At 62.3% G+C, this 16,460-nt stretch carries 12 protein-coding genes; 5 read left to right on the top strand and 7 right to left on the bottom strand.

The genetic code is table 11. The features are described from left to right. Window positions 1-2: 2 nt before the first annotated feature. The 3 genes from E8K79_RS15915 to E8K79_RS15905 all read right to left on the bottom strand — a co-directional run bounded on the left by E8K79_RS15915 (window position 3) and on the right by E8K79_RS15905 (window position 3,677). Window positions 3-1,211 carry an acetate kinase gene (locus tag E8K79_RS15915; protein WP_136515596.1) on the bottom strand — a complete coding sequence of 403 codons (1,209 nt, stop codon included), beginning with the start codon at window positions 1,209-1,211 and terminating at the stop codon, window positions 3-5. A gap of 385 nt (window positions 1,212-1,596) precedes the next feature. Next, the gene (locus E8K79_RS15910; RefSeq protein ID WP_246043850.1) at window positions 1,597-2,646 is read right to left on the bottom strand and encodes an endonuclease/exonuclease/phosphatase family protein; all 1,050 of its coding nucleotides are present in this window, start codon (window positions 2,644-2,646) and stop codon (window positions 1,597-1,599) included. Beyond that, window positions 2,643-3,677 (bottom strand): polysaccharide deacetylase family protein, encoded by a 1,035-nt coding sequence (locus tag E8K79_RS15905; RefSeq protein WP_246043849.1) that lies wholly within the window; start codon window positions 3,675-3,677, stop codon window positions 2,643-2,645. Before E8K79_RS15905 ends, E8K79_RS15910 begins: the two co-directional genes overlap by 4 nt. 250 nt (window positions 3,678-3,927) lie before the next feature. Here E8K79_RS15905 and recC point away from each other — a divergent pair, with 250 nt between their 5' ends. The 5 genes from recC (at window position 3,928) to rmuC (ending at window position 14,591) form a co-directional block, all read left to right on the top strand. Beyond that, complete coding sequence (recC, locus tag E8K79_RS15900) at window positions 3,928-7,149, top strand: exodeoxyribonuclease V subunit gamma (RefSeq protein ID WP_136515595.1); 3,222 nt, start codon at window positions 3,928-3,930, stop codon at window positions 7,147-7,149. Then, a complete protein-coding gene (gene recB, locus E8K79_RS15895) occupies window positions 7,146-10,562 on the top strand; it encodes an exodeoxyribonuclease V subunit beta (RefSeq protein WP_136515594.1) in 3,417 nt (1,138 codons plus the stop codon). The genes recC and recB overlap by 4 nt, the downstream gene beginning before the upstream one ends. 32 nt (window positions 10,563-10,594) lie before the next feature. Further along, a complete protein-coding gene (gene recD / locus E8K79_RS15890) occupies window positions 10,595-12,397 on the top strand; it encodes an exodeoxyribonuclease V subunit alpha (protein WP_136515593.1) in 1,803 nt (600 codons plus the stop codon). Between the two features lie 71 nt (window positions 12,398-12,468). Continuing rightward, the gene (locus tag E8K79_RS15885; protein ID WP_136515592.1) at window positions 12,469-13,266 is read left to right on the top strand and encodes an alpha/beta fold hydrolase; all 798 of its coding nucleotides are present in this window, start codon (window positions 12,469-12,471) and stop codon (window positions 13,264-13,266) included. 2 nt (window positions 13,267-13,268) lie between these two features. Beyond that, entirely contained in the window at window positions 13,269-14,591 is a 1,323-nt protein-coding gene (gene rmuC / locus E8K79_RS15880; protein WP_136515591.1) for a DNA recombination protein RmuC, read from the top strand. Window positions 14,592-14,882: 291 nt separating this feature from the next. Here the strand turns inward: rmuC and E8K79_RS15875 are convergent, their stop codons facing one another. The 4 genes from E8K79_RS15875 to E8K79_RS15860 form a co-directional block, all read right to left on the bottom strand. Further along, window positions 14,883-15,347 carry a CHRD domain-containing protein gene (locus tag E8K79_RS15875; protein ID WP_135868638.1) on the bottom strand — a complete coding sequence of 155 codons (465 nt, stop codon included), beginning with the start codon at window positions 15,345-15,347 and terminating at the stop codon, window positions 14,883-14,885. A gap of 100 nt (window positions 15,348-15,447) precedes the next feature. After that, window positions 15,448-15,750 carry a helix-turn-helix domain-containing protein gene (locus E8K79_RS15870; protein WP_136515590.1) on the bottom strand — a complete coding sequence of 101 codons (303 nt, stop codon included), beginning with the start codon at window positions 15,748-15,750 and terminating at the stop codon, window positions 15,448-15,450. A 79-nt stretch (window positions 15,751-15,829) separates the two neighbouring features. Then, a complete protein-coding gene (locus E8K79_RS15865) occupies window positions 15,830-16,234 on the bottom strand; it encodes an acetyl-CoA carboxylase biotin carboxyl carrier protein subunit (protein ID WP_136515589.1) in 405 nt (134 codons plus the stop codon). A gap of 15 nt (window positions 16,235-16,249) precedes the next feature. Continuing rightward, window positions 16,250-16,450 carry a hypothetical protein gene (locus tag E8K79_RS15860; protein WP_136515588.1) on the bottom strand — a complete coding sequence of 67 codons (201 nt, stop codon included), beginning with the start codon at window positions 16,448-16,450 and terminating at the stop codon, window positions 16,250-16,252. Window positions 16,451-16,460 lie beyond the last annotated feature (10 nt).

The following is a 16,460-nucleotide window of genomic DNA, read 5'->3' as shown; positions in this document are numbered from 1 at the left end:
CGCTACTGCCAGCCCATGATGGCGGCCACGTCCTCGTTGAGCACCATATCCTCGCCGCTCGGTATCGCGAACACCTTGACACCCGAGTCCTCCGCGCTGATCAGCATCTCCCGCTCGCCCTTGAGCGCTTCCTCGTCCTTTTTCAGGTCGACCTTGATGTCGAAGTGCTCCATCCCGCTCAGCGCCATGCCGCGCACCGGCCAGTCCTCCCAATCCTCACCGTAGGTGAAGACGATGGCATCCGGCTTGCCGGTGACGGCGATGTAGGCCCCCAGGTACTTGCGCAGACGGTAGGTCTCCATGTCGAGGGCGAGCTGGCAACGGGCGTCGCCGACCACCGCCTCGTCCACGACGGTCCGGCGGCTCACGCGACGCCCTACGATGCCGGCGAGGCCGCTCTTCTGGTTCAGGAACAGGTCGAGCTCGGTCGCCGAGACCCCCGCTTCGTTCACCATGAAGGGGATGATACCGGCATCGATGTCGCCACAGCGGGTCCCCATCATGACACCCTCCAGCGGGGTAAGCCCCATGCTGGTGTCGACGGACGCACCGTTACGCAGGGCACAGAGCGATACACCGTTGCCGGTGTGCACGGTGATCATGTTGCATTCCTCGAGCGGCTTGCCGATCAACTCCGCCCCCCTGCGCGCCGCGTGCGAATGGGACTGCCCGTGGAAGCCGTAGCGCCTGATGCCGTGATTTTTGTACCACTCGTAGGGAAGCGGGTAGATGTAGGCCATCTCCGGCATGGTCTGATGGAAGGCGGTATCGAAGATGGCGACCTGGGGAATTCCATGCAGGAGCGCCTGCGACGCACGGATGCCGGCCAGGTTCGGGTTGTTGTGCAGAGGTGCCAGGGTCGCCACCTCCCGGATCGCATCGACCACGTTCTCGTCGATGAGCACCGATTTCGTAAAACGTTCGCCCCCGTGCACCACGCGGTGGCCGACCGCGGTAATTTGGGCGACATCGGAGATGACACCGTCTTTGTCGTTCGTCAGCGTGTTCAGGATCAACTGCAGCGCATCCTTGTGATCGGCGCACTCGCCGTCCAGGTGCCTCGGGTCATGCCCCGGCACCCGGTGTGTCACGAAGGAGTCCCCGACCACGATCCGCTCCACTTTGCCGGTCGCCAGAAGGGCCTGCCTGTTCCAGTCGTAAAGTTGGTACTGTGCCGAGAACCTTCTGCAGTTCAGGGTGAGAATTAGCATGCTGCCAAACTCCGATCCGGGCCTGCTGGATAAATTGAGCGGGCCCCGCTGCTTTGTAGCGTATCTAAGGGTGGGTACTGAAACGTCACCTACGATACGTGTGGAGATTATGATCGGTGGGGGTCATCACAGGGTCTTCACGGACTATCGCACGGCGGAACGTCCATAACTATCACTATCTGCGCGAAAGTGCAATTAGTAACGATGTCTTACAAAACGTACGCGGCGCGCTTTCCGATGGGGAAATGGCACTGCGCGGGTGATTATTCGTCCCTGCAGGGCAAGGATCAGGTTCTTGCAAAAGTAGATGGTCTTGCGCTCCAGCGCGGGAGGTGGTGGCTCAATCCGATGATGGCAGAGCAGATCCAGAGAAGCGAGGACGGGACTACTGGAGCGTCTTGCGCGGGTTGGTGAGGACGAAGTCGGCCGTCACTGGACGGTGGTCGGAGGCATACCGGGTGCCGACCCAGCAACGCTGGGCCTTCAAACCGGAAGTCGTCATGATGTGATCGATGCGCATCCATGATCCGCGGATCGACGGCACCCTGTATTGTAAAACGTTGTGACCATAGGTGTAGCCGTAGCCCCTGCCGCTTTGCGTGAAGGCGTCGGCAAACCCTGCGCTTCTGATGATCTCACATACGAGCGACTGGTCCGGAGAGTTGAAGTCGCCGGCAACGATGCAATCGCCCCGCTCCTGCCCCAGGAACTCGGCGACACGTTCTGCCTGCAGGATCCTCGTCATAACATTCTCTTCGAAATAATCAATGGCCGGGGGCAGGTACCAGGCACCTGACTGCACTTCTCGGAAGGCCTTCAGGCTCCATCTCGGTGTCTTGAAGTGGACGTTGTAGATGGAGATGTTCCGGGAGTTGACGCTCACACTGCAGCGCAGGAATGATTCCCCCTTCTCCTCCTGATAAGGGAGCTCATGCAGTTGGACGGCGGAGATGGGGTACCGGCTCGCAACGACGTACTGCCCGAGGTTCACTACCTGCCACCCCGCCAGGAAATCGGTCAGAGGTCCTTTCCCGACCTTTTGCGCGTCCTGGAAGAGCATTATGTCCGGGCGGCTGCGCCGCAGTTCATCGACGAGCGGCGCCAGATCGCCCTTGCCGTACTTGATGTTCCAGGTCATCACCCGCAGGACCGGCCCGGAAGCCACCGCGCTGCGTGGCGGCCACGACCAGTGCCACCCCATGACCGGCCCCAGCACCCAGAGGATTCCAGCAAGCGGCAACAAGGCCAACGGACGCGCATAACGAAAGGTAATCGGGGTGAGCAGAAGGCCGGGCAAGGTCCAGATCAGCTGTGGGAGGTAGAAGTTCAGCGCCGCCATCCAAAAACGGTCCGGGCCGAGCCAGTTGAGAACGGTGAGAGCGGCAATAAGGACGATGTAGGCGGCGTTGATGGCCAGAAGGAGGTTCAGCTTCATCGGGTTTCTCCCAACGCAGCACCGGAGCAATCCCCCTTCGCATCGCCATCGTTTCCATCCAGTCTCCCCGCCGGGGGAGCGCCATCGTCGGCTTCCGTGTACATCTTACCGACGCTTTCATTCCAGAAAGTGGCTATTTCATGAGGAAGCAGGTGCCAGTACTGCCCCTCGTATTCCGTTTTGATGTGCATCAGCAGTTCGCGGTAAAAATCGCTTGGATACTCTTCGAACCCGGGATTGTCGTCGAAGTTCATGTAATCAGGGTGGGTGATCAGCAGCGCCATGCCTCCGTGCTCGGCTATCCAGCGCAGTTTCTCCTTCCAGATGCGAATGTTCTTCTCGCGGAACAGGATGAACATGGTGAAATCCTGCGGCAGGGTGTAAGGGAGCACCACGTATTCTCGCCCGGGAACCTTGGTGTGGTGCACAGGAAAGATCGTTCTCAGGCCGTCGGACTGCGGTTCGAAAGGATCCGTGTCGAAGGCGGAGGCCTCATAGAGGATATCCAGACCGTGAAGCCAGTCGAAGTTGTGGTAGACACATGGGGAACGGAACCCCACGGCTCCCCATTCCTTCAGATATCGGTTGATCTGCACGGCATGTTCCGCAAAGACCTCCGGCGAGTCGTACAACTTGCGGTTGTGCTCCAGCCCATGCACGCCGACCTCGAATCCTTTGGCAACCAGCTTGTGGCGCAGGGCAGCGGGAAGGTCGTAGTCGTGGGCAACGAAGTTGAAAGAGGACCGAAAGCCGAGTTCCTGCTCAAGCTTCATGAGACTTTCGCACCGTGTCAGGCCGCGCGCCGTATCGACATCATGGGTCAGCACGACGGAGAAGCGCCTCCCCTCTGGCCACCCACCGAACCCCGGCGGGGTGGTGCCGGCCTTGGGATCTATCGGCCATATTGACCGGAAGAAGTAGCGCTTGGACTTGGCGACGATTCTGCGCAGAACGATCTGCAGCCGGCGCGACATCAATGGCTTGACTCGGTAGTAGGCGCGCGCAATGGTCTCTTCACTGATCAGCTTCATGCATCGCTCCTTTGTCTGTCACCCGAGCAGACGGCAAAGCTATAAGACAAATCTAATTAGACAAACAGTGACAAAATATATACGAAGCCGCACGCAATGCAAGTACACACGGTGCTGACGGAAAGCCGCGAGGCCAAGCTTTTGGTCGAGACAGCCGCGGGAGGATGTGATATCTTTGCGCTTTCCGCCAGCCCCCGAGCCAGATGCATGGCCGGGAAGCTCCCCGCAAGACCGCGATACGAGAAAGACCATGCCTCTGAACATCTACACCAGCAACCAGATGGAACGCCTGGTGGACCGCCTGGAAAAGGTGGTCCGCGCGCCGCGCCGCGTCCACTACTCCCCTTTCGAGAAGGAGCTGATCGTGGTGCAGAGCAAAGGGATGCAGCGCTGGCTTTCCATGGAGCTCGCTGCCCGCATCGGGGTCTGGGCAAACGGCGAATTCCTCTTCCCCAACAAGTTCGTGGAACAGCTCTTCGCCAAGGTGCTCCCGGGGTGCCCGGAGGAGACCTCCCTCTTCTCCCCGGAGGTGATGACATGGCGGGTGCTGGGACTTTTGCAGCAATCGGCGGGAAAGCCTGGCTTCGAGGAGATCGCGGGTTATCTTGCCGATGACCGGGACGGGCTGAAGCGCATGCAGCTCGCCGGGCGCATCGCCGACACCTTCGACCGCTACACCATCTACCGCCCCGAGTTCCTACCGGCATGGGAGAAAGGGAAGGAAGAACACTGGCAGGCACAGCTTTGGCGCACGCTCACCGACGGCGTGGAACAGAAGCACCGCGCACGTTTGCTGGAGGAATTCAGAAAGGCGCTCGATGCCGGGAGCGTCCCGGAAGAGCGCCGCATCTCCGTGATCGGCATACCGTCGCTCCCCCCCTTCCACCTCGAGATCCTGGCCCGCGTCGCCCGTCACACCGAAGTGAACCTGTTCCTTTTGAACCCCTGCCGCCAGTACTGGGGGGAGATCGTGTCGGAGCGGGAACTGGCCCGGCTGGAGAAAGAGGGGGACGGAGAGGAGCAGTGGTACGAGACCGGGAACCCACTCCTCGCCTCCTGGGGGAAGCTCGGGCGGGACTTCTTCGAAGCAATCATCGACGGCTGCGGTGAACACGAGCGGGAAGACAGCTTCCCTCCCCTGCCGCAGGGCTCGCTTTTGCACGAGGTGCAGGCGGACATCGTCGAGCTGCGCGGAGCCGACGCGGGGGTACGCCAGGTGGCGCCGAACGACCGCTCCATCGAGGTGCACTCCTGCCACTCGCCGATGCGCGAGGTGGAAGTCCTCCACGACACGCTGATGGCCATGTTCGACGCCGATCAGTCCCTCTCCCCGCGCGACGTGCTGGTGATGACGCCGGACATCGAGGCGTACGCACCGTACATCTCCGCGGTATTCGGCAACCCCGAGCCGGGTGCGGAACGGATCCCCTACTCCATCGCGGACCGAAGCCTAAAGAATGAGGGGGAGGCGGCGCAGGCGCTGCTCTCCATACTCGCCCTGAGCGGTGGGCGCTACGGTGTCGCGACGGTGCTCGACATCCTCGAGTCCCCCCCGGTGGCACGGCGCTTCAACCTCTCCGCGGACGAACTGGAGACGGTGCGCGACTGGCTGAGGGAAGCGAACATCAGGTGGGGCATCGACGCGGCGCAGAGGGCCGAACAGGGAGTCCCCCCCTTCCACGAGAACTCGTGGGCCGCGGGGCTCGACCGACTGCTCCTGGGCTACGCCATGAGCGGCGACGGCCGCTCCTTCTACAACGAGATCCTCCCCTTCGACAACATGGAAGGGGGCGCGGCGCTGGTGCTCGGGCGCTTCATGAACTTCTGCGACAGGCTGTTCGCCGAAACGAAAGGACTCGCCCGACTGCGGACCCCGGCACAGTGGGTCCCGGTACTGCGCCAGATCCTGGACGACTTCATCCTGCCGGACCGTGACGGGGAGCGCGAACTCCTTTCGCTGATCGAGATCGTTAAGAAGCTAGGCACGTGCGGCAGCGAAGCCGGTTTCGAGGAAGAGGTCGGCATCGAGGTGGTGCGCTACTGGCTGGGAGAGCAGTTAGGGAGCTCCGAGCGCGGCCTCGGCTTTCTCACCGGCGGCGTCACCTTCTGCGCTATGCTCCCGATGCGCAGCATTCCCTTCCCGGTGGTGGCCCTGATCGGAATGGACGAGGGGCAATTCCCGCGGCGCAATCCGGCCCAGGGGTTCGACCTGATGACCAAGGAGCGCCGCCCCGGCGACCGCTCGCCGCGCGACGAGGATCGCTACCTGTTCCTCGAGGCACTCCTCTCCGCCCGCAAGCGGCTGCACATAAGCTACGTCGGGCAGAGCATCAAGGACAACGCCGAGCTACCCCCCTGCGTGCTGGTGAGCGAACTCCTCGATTACCTCGGGCGCTGCTTCGTGACCGCCGGTGGGAAGAAGGCGGGGCAGGTACGGCACCACCCGCTGCAGCCCTTCAGCCCGAAGTACTTCAGCGGCGCCGACGGGTTCTTCAGCTACTCGCAGCAAAACTGCGCCGGCGCCGTCGCCAAGCTCTCCCCTCCCGTACCCGCACCCCCCTTCCTGGCAAGTCCGCTGGAGCCATGGGAGGAGGAAGGGACCGTCACAGTCAAGGCGCTGACCGACTTTTTGTGCAACCCGGCAAAGGAGCTGTTGCGGCGCAGGCTCGGCATCCGCATCGAGGAAAAGGACGATCCGCTGGAAGAGACGGAACCGTTCGCGCTTGGCTCTTTGGAAAAGTACCAGCTGGAACAGGAGATCGTCGCGGCCGTGCTGCGCGGCGATGAACTCGAGGTCCCCTTCGCGGTGGCGTGCGCGCGCGGCGACCTTCCCCCCGGGGTGTGCGGTGCGGCGCTGTACCAGAAGCTCGGCGAACCGGCGGCGGAGTTCGCAGAAAAGGTGCGCGAGGCTTGCGCAGGCGAGCCCCTCACCCCGCTGGACATAGATCTGAGCCTCCCCGCCGGTCGCATCGTGGGGCGCATCGAGGAGCTGCGCGGCGACGCCATGGTGCGCTACCGCTACACCGACCTGAAGGCGAAGGACCGACTCCGGCTGTGGGTCGAGCACCTGGTGCTTAACTGCGTCGAGGCCGAAGGGTATCCCCTCGAGAGCACCTTCGTCGCCGCCAACGGCACCGTCCGCACCCCGGCCATTGAGGGTTGCGAGGCTGAGTTGAACCGGCTTCTCGAGCTTTACCGAACCGGCATGCGGGCGCCGCTCAAGTTCTTCCCGGAGACCTCGCTCGAGTACGTCAAGAAGAGCCGCGATCCGAAGCAGGCGGGAAAGGCGCTTTCCGCCGCCGCGGGAGTCTGGCGCGGTAGCGACTACAAGAAGGGGGAAGGAAAGGACCCGTACTGCCGCCGGTGCTTTGGCGAAGTCGCGCCGCTGGACGACGAGTTCCAGGCCCTCGCCCTCGCGGTTTGGGAGCCGATCCTGGAGCACCAGGCGATGAAGAGCGTGAAGAAAAAATGAAACGTTTCGACCTCCTACATACCCCGCTTGCCGGGCGCAACTTGATCGAGGCGAGTGCCGGCACCGGCAAGACCTTCACCATCGCCGGGGTCTACCTGCGCCTGGTCATCGAGAAAGAGCTCGACGTGTCGCGCATCCTTGTAGTGACATTCACCGAGGCCGCGACGAAGGAGCTGAAGGAACGCATCAGGAAGAAGTTAAAGGACGCGGAAGAAGGCTTCCAGACCGGGGCGAGCGACGACTTCCTCATCGCCGGGATCATGGAACGTACCGCGGATCACGCGCGGGTAAGAAGGCTTCTGGCGAGTGCGGTGCGCAGCTTCGACGAGGCCGCCATCTTCACCATTCACGGTTTCTGCCAGAGGATGCTGCAGGACAACCCCTTCGAGAGCGGGTCGCTTTGCGACACCGAACTCGTCACCGACCAGGGAAAGATCTTAAGCGAGATCGCCCAAGACTACTGGCGCATCAACTGTTACGGCGCCCCGGTGGCGCGGATCGCCGCCGCCGACCAGGCGAAGGTGACCCCGGAGTCGCTGCTGAAACTCGTGAAGCGGGTCAGCGGCGACCCGTACGCCGCCGTAGTCCCCGCCGCACCGGCCGCCACCGAGGAGATCCCGGAGTGGCTCCTCGCGCTCAAGCGCAACTTCTTCGACTACCTGCGTGCCGAACTCCCGAAGCGAAAGCGGCTGAAAAACGTCCGTTCCTTCGACGACCTCTTAGCCGACCTGCATGCCGCGCTGATCCGCACCGGCTCCACGCTCCCGAAGCTGATACGTGAGCGCTACCAGGCCGCACTGATCGACGAATTCCAGGACACCGACCCGGTCCAGTTCGCCATCTTTGACGCCGTCTATCCCGCGGACTGCGAGCTCCCCTTCTTCCTGATCGGCGACCCGAAACAGGCCATCTACAGCTTCCGCGGCGCCGACATCTTCGCCTACATGGGGGCGGCGGAGGCGACGGAAAAGCGGCACACCCTGCTGCAGAACTTCCGCTCCGAGGCGACGCTCATCGAAGCGGTGAACGCGGTCTTCGACTCTCGCGAGCTCCCTTTTCTGCACGAAAAAATCGGTTTCAACAAGGTCAAAGCCGCGCCCAAGGAGAGCAGCATCCTGAAGGAGAACGGCGAGCGCAAGGCACCGCTCAAGTTCTGGTTCGCCCCCCGCACCGAGCCGGGGAAACCGATCAACAAGGGAGACGCCTGGGAGCTCCTCCCGGAGACGGTGGCCTCCGAGATCGCACGACTCCTGCGCGATGCAAACGCTGGGACGCTCACCGTCGACGAGCTGAAAAAAGATGGCGAGGAGGAGCGCTGGGAGCGGCGGCCGGTCCGGCCGCGTGACATCGCCGTCCTGGTGCGGGCGAACCATCAGGCGAAACTGATGCAGCAGGCACTCACCCGCAGGGGGATCCCGAGCGTTCTCTGCAACGCAGGAAACCTTTTCGAATCCGAGGAGGCGGCCGAGCTGCTGAGGCTTTTGAGCGCCGTGGCGCAGCCGGGACACGAGGCGCTTTTGCGCGGCGCGCTGGCGACCGACTTGGCCGGCGTCACCGGCACCGAGCTCGCAGAGCTCATCGATGACGAGGACAAGTGGGAAGAGATCCTGGAAGAGTTCCGGGACTACCACGACACCTGGAACGCCGGGAGCTGCATGGCGATGGCGCTGCAGTTCATGGAGCGGCGGAAGGTGCGCGAGCGGCTGCTCGCCGGGCCGATGGGGGAGCGGCGCCTCACCAACGTGCTGCACGCGGTCGAGACGATCCACCAGGCCCAGGTGAAGGAGCGCCTCGGGATGGAAGGTGTCGTCACCTGGCTCTCCGGCCGCATCACCGAAGATCCCAAAAAAGAAGAGTACGAGGTACGCCTGGAGACGGACGAGGAAGCGGTACAGCTCGTCACCATCCACAAGAGCAAGGGGCTCGAGTACCCGATTGTCTTTCTCCCGTTCTCATGGGCCGAGCCCGGCAGCAAGGACGAGGGTGCGCTCTTTCACGACGGCAACGGCCGTGTCGTCCTCGACATCGGTTCGCCAGAGATGGAACAAAGCCGGGCGAAGGCGGCACAGGAAGCGCTCGCCGAGAGCCTGCGCCTGCTCTACGTCGCCCTAACCAGAGGCAAGCACCGCACCTACGTCATATGGGGCGCCTTCAAGGACGCCGGCGACAGTTCGCTGCATTACCTGCTGCATCCGGGGCAGAGCGCGGTCAAAGGGCAGATGGCTATCTGCGACGACGAAATCCAGAAGCGCTTGGCCGAGCTCGCAACCTCGTCCCCCGGCAACATCGAGGTGCTGACCATGCCGCCCGCCGACCTGCTGGGATACCGGGCGAGCGAGGAGAAGGCGCCCGAACTGGCACCGATGGTGTTCACCGGCGCCATCTCCCGCGACTGGCGCGTGGCGAGCTTCACCTCACTTTCCAGCAGCCGGCACCACGCATCCCACACCGCCGAGCTTCCCGACCACGACGAGGAAAGCCTTGGCGAGGAAAACCCGGTGCGCGACGTGGAGCCTGCCGGCATCTTCGCCTTCCCCAAGGGAGCGAAGGCGGGCATCTTCCTGCACAAGATCTTCGAGGAACTCGACTTCACGCAGAAGGCCGAGCGCCTCGCGCCACTGGTCGAGGACGAGTTGGACAAGCACGGCTTCTCTGCAGACTGGAAGCAGGCCGTGTGCGACATGGTGGGGAACGTACTTGCGGCTCCGCTTGGAGAACAGGGAATCACCCTGGCAGAGGTAGGGCCGGAGCGGCGTCTCACCGAGCTCGAGTTCTTCTTCCCCCTCGCGGCGCTCACCTCGGAGCGGCTGAAAGAGGCAGCGGAGCGTTTCATGGCCGCGCAGGGGTCGGAGGCGGCCTTCCCGGTGGATATGGCCGGGCTGTTCTCCCGGCTCTCCTTCGCGCCGGTCCGGGGGATGCTGCTCGGTTTCATCGACCTCATCTTCGAGCATGGCGGGCGCTACTACATCGTGGACTGGAAGTCGAACCACCTGGGCAACGCTCCTTCGGACTACGGCCCGGCGGCGCTCAGGCGTGAGATGGAGGAGAACTTCTATCCGCTGCAGTACCTCCTCTACACGGTGGCGCTCGACAACTACCTGCGGCTGCGCGTCCCGGATTATGACTACGATCGCCATTTCGGCGGTATCTTCTACCTCTTCCTGCGTGGTGTCGACGGTACAGGACACGGCGTCTTCGCCGATCGGCCGCCGAAGGAGTTCATCACCGAACTGGCCGCCGTTTTGTTGCCGGAGACGGTGCATCAGTCGGAAGCGCAGCCCTCACCCGCCTCCGGGTCAGAGCCCTACGGTGGGCAAGACCCCGCCAGCGGACCGAACACCGACGGGAGAGGGAACGCGGACCGGAAGAACAAGAAAGCGTCGGATCAGCAGTTGAGTTTGGATTTGTTCTAAAGTGTTGATGCTTTTTGATTTACAGGTGCCCCATGACTCCTGAAGGAGTGCAATTAAATGACATAGACCGGCAGTTCGCCGCCTTCATCTGCAGGCAGGCGGGAAGCCGCGATCCCCATCTGGAAGCGGCGGCGGCCCTGTTGAGCCGCGGCGTGACGGCCGGGGACGTGTGCCTGGACCTCGCAGGCGCGCTCGACGAGGGTCGTGCCGCCGGGTACCGGCTCGAGTCGGTTGCGACCTGGCGCGAGCGCCTTGCCGCCGCCCCGGTAGTAGGGGCTCCCGGCGAGTTCAAGCCGCTCATCCTGGACCACGCCGACCGGCTCTACCTGCAGCGCTACTGGCGCTACGAGAACGAACTCGCAGAGGCGATCCTCAAGCGCGGCGAGCCCGCCCAGTTCGACCGCGAGCGTCTCAAGCAGGGTCTTGCCCGGCTCTTCCCCGCAACGCCGGGAGAAACGGACTGGCAACGGGTCGCCGCCATTGCCGCCGTCACCAGGCGGTTTTGCGTCATCTCCGGCGGACCGGGCACCGGCAAGACCTCCACCGTGGTGAAGGTACTGGCACTCCTTCTGGAACAGGCGGAAGCTCTTGGCACCGGGAGCGCCCTGCGCATCGCCCTCGCCGCCCCCACCGGCAAGGCGGCCGCGCGCCTGAAGGAATCCATTGCCGCCGGTTTGGACAAGGCGGAACAGGAGGTGCGCGGCCTCATCCCGGAGGACGTTTTCACCCTGCACCGGCTCCTCGGATACCTGAAGGGATCCAGCGGCTTCCGCCACAACAGCGAGAATCCCCTTCCCTACGACGTCGTCATCGTGGACGAGGCGTCCATGGTATCCCTGCCGCTCATGGCGAAGCTCCTCTGCGCCCTGCGCCGGGACACCCGCCTGATCCTTCTGGGCGACCGGGACCAGCTCGCCTCCGTCGAGGCAGGTGCGGTGCTGGGCGACATGTGCGATACCGGCGCCGTGCACGGCTTCTCCCCCGAGTTTGCCGCACTTGCCGCCGAAGTTGCGGGCGATGCCGTATCAGTCCAGCCGGGGCTGGGGCCGCTGGGCGATGCCGTGGTGCTGCTGAAAAAAAGCTACCGTTTCTCCTCCACCGGCGGTATCGGCAAGATCGGAGCGCTGGTGAACGCAGGCGACGCCGCCGCTGCCCTTGCCGCCTGTCTCGATCCGGCCCTCCCCGAGGTCTCGCTGGCGTCGCTCCCCCCTGCCGGTGGCTTGGCCGACGCCCTCGCCAAGCGCATCACCGACGGCTATGCAGAATACCTGCACGAGCAGAGCCCCGAAGGGGCGTTCGCCAAATTCAGCCGGTTCCGCATCCTGTGCGCCATGCGTAGCGGGCCGTACGGTGTCGAGGCCGTCAACCAGCTCGTACGGCAGCGCCTGGCGCAGGCCGGGCTCATCCATCCGCACGGACGCTGGTACGCTGGGCAGCCCGTCATGATCAGCAAAAACGACTACAACCTGGGGCTCTTCAACGGCGACGTGGGACTCATCCTCCCCGATGCCGAATCCGGCGGCGAGCTGCGCGCCTTCTTCCCCTCCGGCTCCGGCGGCATGCGGAAGGTGCTGCCGCTCAGGCTCCCAGAGTACGAGTGCGCCTTCGCCATGACCGTGCACAAGAGCCAGGGTTCCGAGTTCGACCGCGTCCTGCTCGTCCTTCCCGACCGCGACACGCCGGTATTGACGCGGGAACTGCTTTACACCGCGATCACCAGGGCGAAGAGCTCCGCCGAGATTCTAGCCACAGAAGATCTGTTCCTCTCAACCGTCGAGCGTCGCGTGATCAGGCGGTCAGGGCTGCGCGAACGTCTTTGGGGGCCAATCATCTGACCTCCGCATGCCTTCACAAGCCCTCCCTCGCCCTACGGGAGACCCACATCATCCACTGCCAAGGAGCAACCATGAACTGCACCGTTAATGATATAAACATCGCCTATGATGAAGCCGGCCAAGGCCCCGCCGTCCTGCTCATCCATGGCTTTCCTCTCAACCGCCAGATGTGGCAGCCACAACTGAAGCCTATTGCCGACGCCGGTTACCGTGTCATCGCCCCGGACCTGCGCGGTTTTGGTGCAAGCGACGCACCCGTCGGGCCCTACAGCATGGACCTCCTCGCCGACGACATGATCGCCTTCATGGATGCCTTGAAGATCGACAAGGCCGTCATCGGCGGCATGTCCATGGGGGGCTACATCCTCATGAACCTCCTGGAGCGCTACCCGGAAAGGGTCCGTGCCGCCTGTTTCATCGCGACCCGCAGCAACGCCGACGACGAAGCGGGACGCGAGCGGAGAAAGGCCATGGCCGCGGAGGCGGAAAGGCTCGGCGCCAACCCTATCATCAAGATCTTCGCCGAACTGCTGTTCGCGGCGGAGACCTCGCAGGAAAGCCCGGCGCTGATCGCCCGTGTCACCGCATGGATGCGCGAAACCCGTCCGCAGGGGCTCGCCGGCGGTCTGCTCGGCATGAGCGACCGCAAGGACTACACCGCACTCCTACCCACGTTCAAGCACCTCTCCCTGGTGATCGCAGGCGCGGAAGACCGTGCCGCACCCGCGGAAACAGCGGAAACGCTGATCCACGGCCTTGCCGGATGCCGGAGCAGGGTCATCGAAAAGGCGGGGCACATGCTGAACATGGAACAGCCTGAAATCTTCAACGAGACCATGATCTCTTTTCTTAAATCGCTACCGGAGTAGCCATGGGAACCGACCTGCTGCAACTCATCCTGCTGCTTCTACTCGCCGCCACCTTCACCGTGGCCACTCTCTGCTACCTGCACTTGAAACGGCTCACCTCGTCAGAGGCGCGCTTTGATCAGTTGGAGAAGGGACTCGAGCGACTGGAGCGGACCCTTCAGGACGAGCTACGCCGGAACCGCGAGGAACTGGGTGGCAGCCTGCGACAGTTCGGTGAGGCGGTGCAGAAACGGATGGTGGATATTGCGTCGCTGCAGAAGGGGCAGATGGAAGGTTTCACGCAGCAGTTGGGCGCCCTCACCGCAAGCAACGAACAGCGACTCGACAAACTGCGCGAGACGGTTGAACTCAGGCTCAAGTGGCTGCAGGAAGACAACTCAAAAAAGCTCGAACAGATGCGCGCCACGGTGGACGAGAAGCTGCACGAGACCCTGGAGAAGCGGCTGGGCGAATCGTTCAAGCAGGTGAGCGGGCAGCTGGAGCAGGTACACAAGGGACTGGGCGAGATGCAGTCGCTGGCATCCGGCGTGGGCGATCTGAAGAAGGTCCTCTCCAACATCAAGACGCGCGGAACGCTTGGCGAAGTGCAACTGCACAACCTGCTCGAGCAGATCCTCACCCCGGACCAGTACAGCTCCAACGTAGCCACAAAGCCGGGCAGCGACGCCCGCGTGGAGTTCGCGGTCCGGCTCCCCGGCAAGGATGACAAACCGCTCTGGCTCCCCATCGATGCGAAGTTCCCACAGGAGGACTTCCTGCGTCTGGTCGAGGCGCAAGAGCAGGGAAACCTGGCCGCGGTAGCCGAGGCAACGAAGCAGTTCGACAGGACGGTGCTGGGGATGGCGAAGCTGATCTGCGACAAGTACTTGGCGCCGCCGGAAACCACCGATTTCGCAGTCATGTTCCTAGCCAACGAGGCGAGCTACGCTCAGGTCTTGAGCCGTCCGGGGCTTTTCGACGCCATCCTGCGTGAGCACAAGGTGATCGTCGCAGGCCCGACCACCATCGCCGCCCTCCTCTCCTCGCTGAGCCTCGGGTTCAAGACGCTGGCCATCGAAAAGCGCAGCAGCGACGTCTGGCGCCTCCTGGGCGCGATCAAGACTGAGTTCATGACCTTCGGGACTCTATTGGACAAGACCAGGAAAAAGCTGGACGAGGCATCCTCAAGCATCGACACCGCGGCCACAAGGACCAGGCGCATCCAGAGGAAGATGCAGGGGATCGAGGAGCTGCCTGAGCATGAGGCGAAAGGGATTTTGGGTGTGGAGTTCGGCAGCGGCGCCGAAGCAGAGGTAAGCGAGGCGGTGCTCATCGAGGAGCCGTAAAGAGGGTTAGTCCCCCTTTGCGAAGGGGGATTTAGGGGGATTTCTTGCAGGCTTGGCAGAGGCAAATCCCCCCTGTCCCCCCCTTCGCAAAGGGGGGGACGCTAAGGCTCATGCAGAGCTTCGTGGGGAGCTGTACTCCATCTCCCACGGAATTTCTGAATAACCTTCACTTCGAAGTTTCCCTTTCCGTGCTCGTTGTCAGCTCGGCGACGAACAAAGAAAAAGCCCGTCGACGGCTGGTCCATGGAGCCAGTGCCGGCGGGCTTTTTTATTGTACGGCCGCTTTAGCCGTTATTTGATCTGCCCGCGGATTTCACCGTCCGGGTACTTGTCAGTGTGGACGTTCACGTAGGTATCGCCGGAACGAAGCAGTTTTACCAGCTCGTCGAATTTACCTTTGTAGTCGCCCATCAGGTCGTTGCCGCTTACCTTACCTTCGGAGAGAACACCGCTGAATTTCCCTTTCTTGCCACCGCTGAAGAGCCCGACAATCGGAGGACCGTTTTCCCCTTTTTTGCCGACATGGATGTGTGCCGCACTGGCGTCGACCACGTCCTTAACGTGGAGCTTGTAAGTCAGCTCCTTGCCATCTTTGCTGAGTTTGAATTCGGCCTTCCCGGAAGATTTGGCGTCAGGCTTTGCCACTTCTTCCTTCGGGGTCAGTTTTGCCTTGAAGCTGTGCTCAGCGGCATACCCGGTTGAGACAGCAAAGAACGCAGCCAGAACCACCAGCATCAGCAGCCTTATCCTTTTCATTTCCTGCCTCCTCTAAAGCCTTGTTGTTACCACTACCGGCGATTATACCCTTTGCATTCAAAAAACACTATACATCTCACTCCTCAGACTTTTCCCTTTGTTAACGCAGGGCAGCAAGCCCTTTACGGTCTACGATGTCCAGCAGTCGCAACGCAGGGCCACTCGGCTTCTTCACCCCTTGTTCCCATTGTTGTACAGTGCTTTTACCTATACCTAGAAGTGCCGCAAAAACGGCCTGACTGGCATGACAGGCCATCCTGATCTGTTTGATCTCTTCCGGCCGGTATGGTTTCTTACGTGGGAGGCACAACGCCTGTATCTGTCGGAAGGTGAGGTCATCCATCATGCCGGCTTCGAACAATTCACGCGCCATTTCATCAGCTATGTCCAAAATTTCACTCATCTTGTTTCACCTCAACTTGAGCCGCCGCCACTATATCACCTAGTGATACAGCTGTCGACATCAATGGAGTCGGTCATTTTTACGCGAACTCCGCGATGGGCTGTCCCGGCTGTACTGCTTCGCCCACGGAAACGAGGATTTTATCCACGGTACCGGACATGTGCGCCGTGATGTTCGTCTCCATCTTCATCGCTTCCAGGACGACGAGCAGATCGTTCACCTCTAGGTGCTGACCGACCTGCACCACGACCTTGAAAACGACGCCGGCAATCGGGCTCCGGCAGATCTTGTCCGATACAGCCGTGCCACCTGGGGGAGCGCCGGTAACCGGGGCGGGGGCGGCCATCGGCATGGCACCAGAAGGGGGCGTAACCGCCTGCACCGTCGTAGTAGGGAACGATTCCGCCAGCCGAACCTCTTCGCCCTCTTCGACTTCCACGTCAACCCGATACTTCTTTCCGTCTATCGTCATGGTCAGTTGCACGGTGGTCTCCTTTTACTACCCTCTCCTGAGGTTCAAGTTATGCGACGCCTGCAGCACGACGCGACTGGACTGCCCCCAGGCGTTCGCCTGCATGGTATCGACGAACCTTGCCCTGCGGATGCGTACGTTCTTCCCCAGATAGGCTGCGATCGATGCCGCCATAACCATCAACAATTCCGGGGTTATCTCATCATGGTTACCTGCACGTTCTTCCACGATAAACCTC

The organism is Geomonas edaphica (assembly GCF_004917075.1).
In the GTDB taxonomy this organism is placed as follows: domain Bacteria; phylum Desulfobacterota; class Desulfuromonadia; order Geobacterales; family Geobacteraceae; genus Geomonas; species Geomonas edaphica.
The sequence above is the reverse complement of the archived record's forward strand: the minus strand, read 5'-3'. Positions and strand labels throughout refer to the sequence as shown.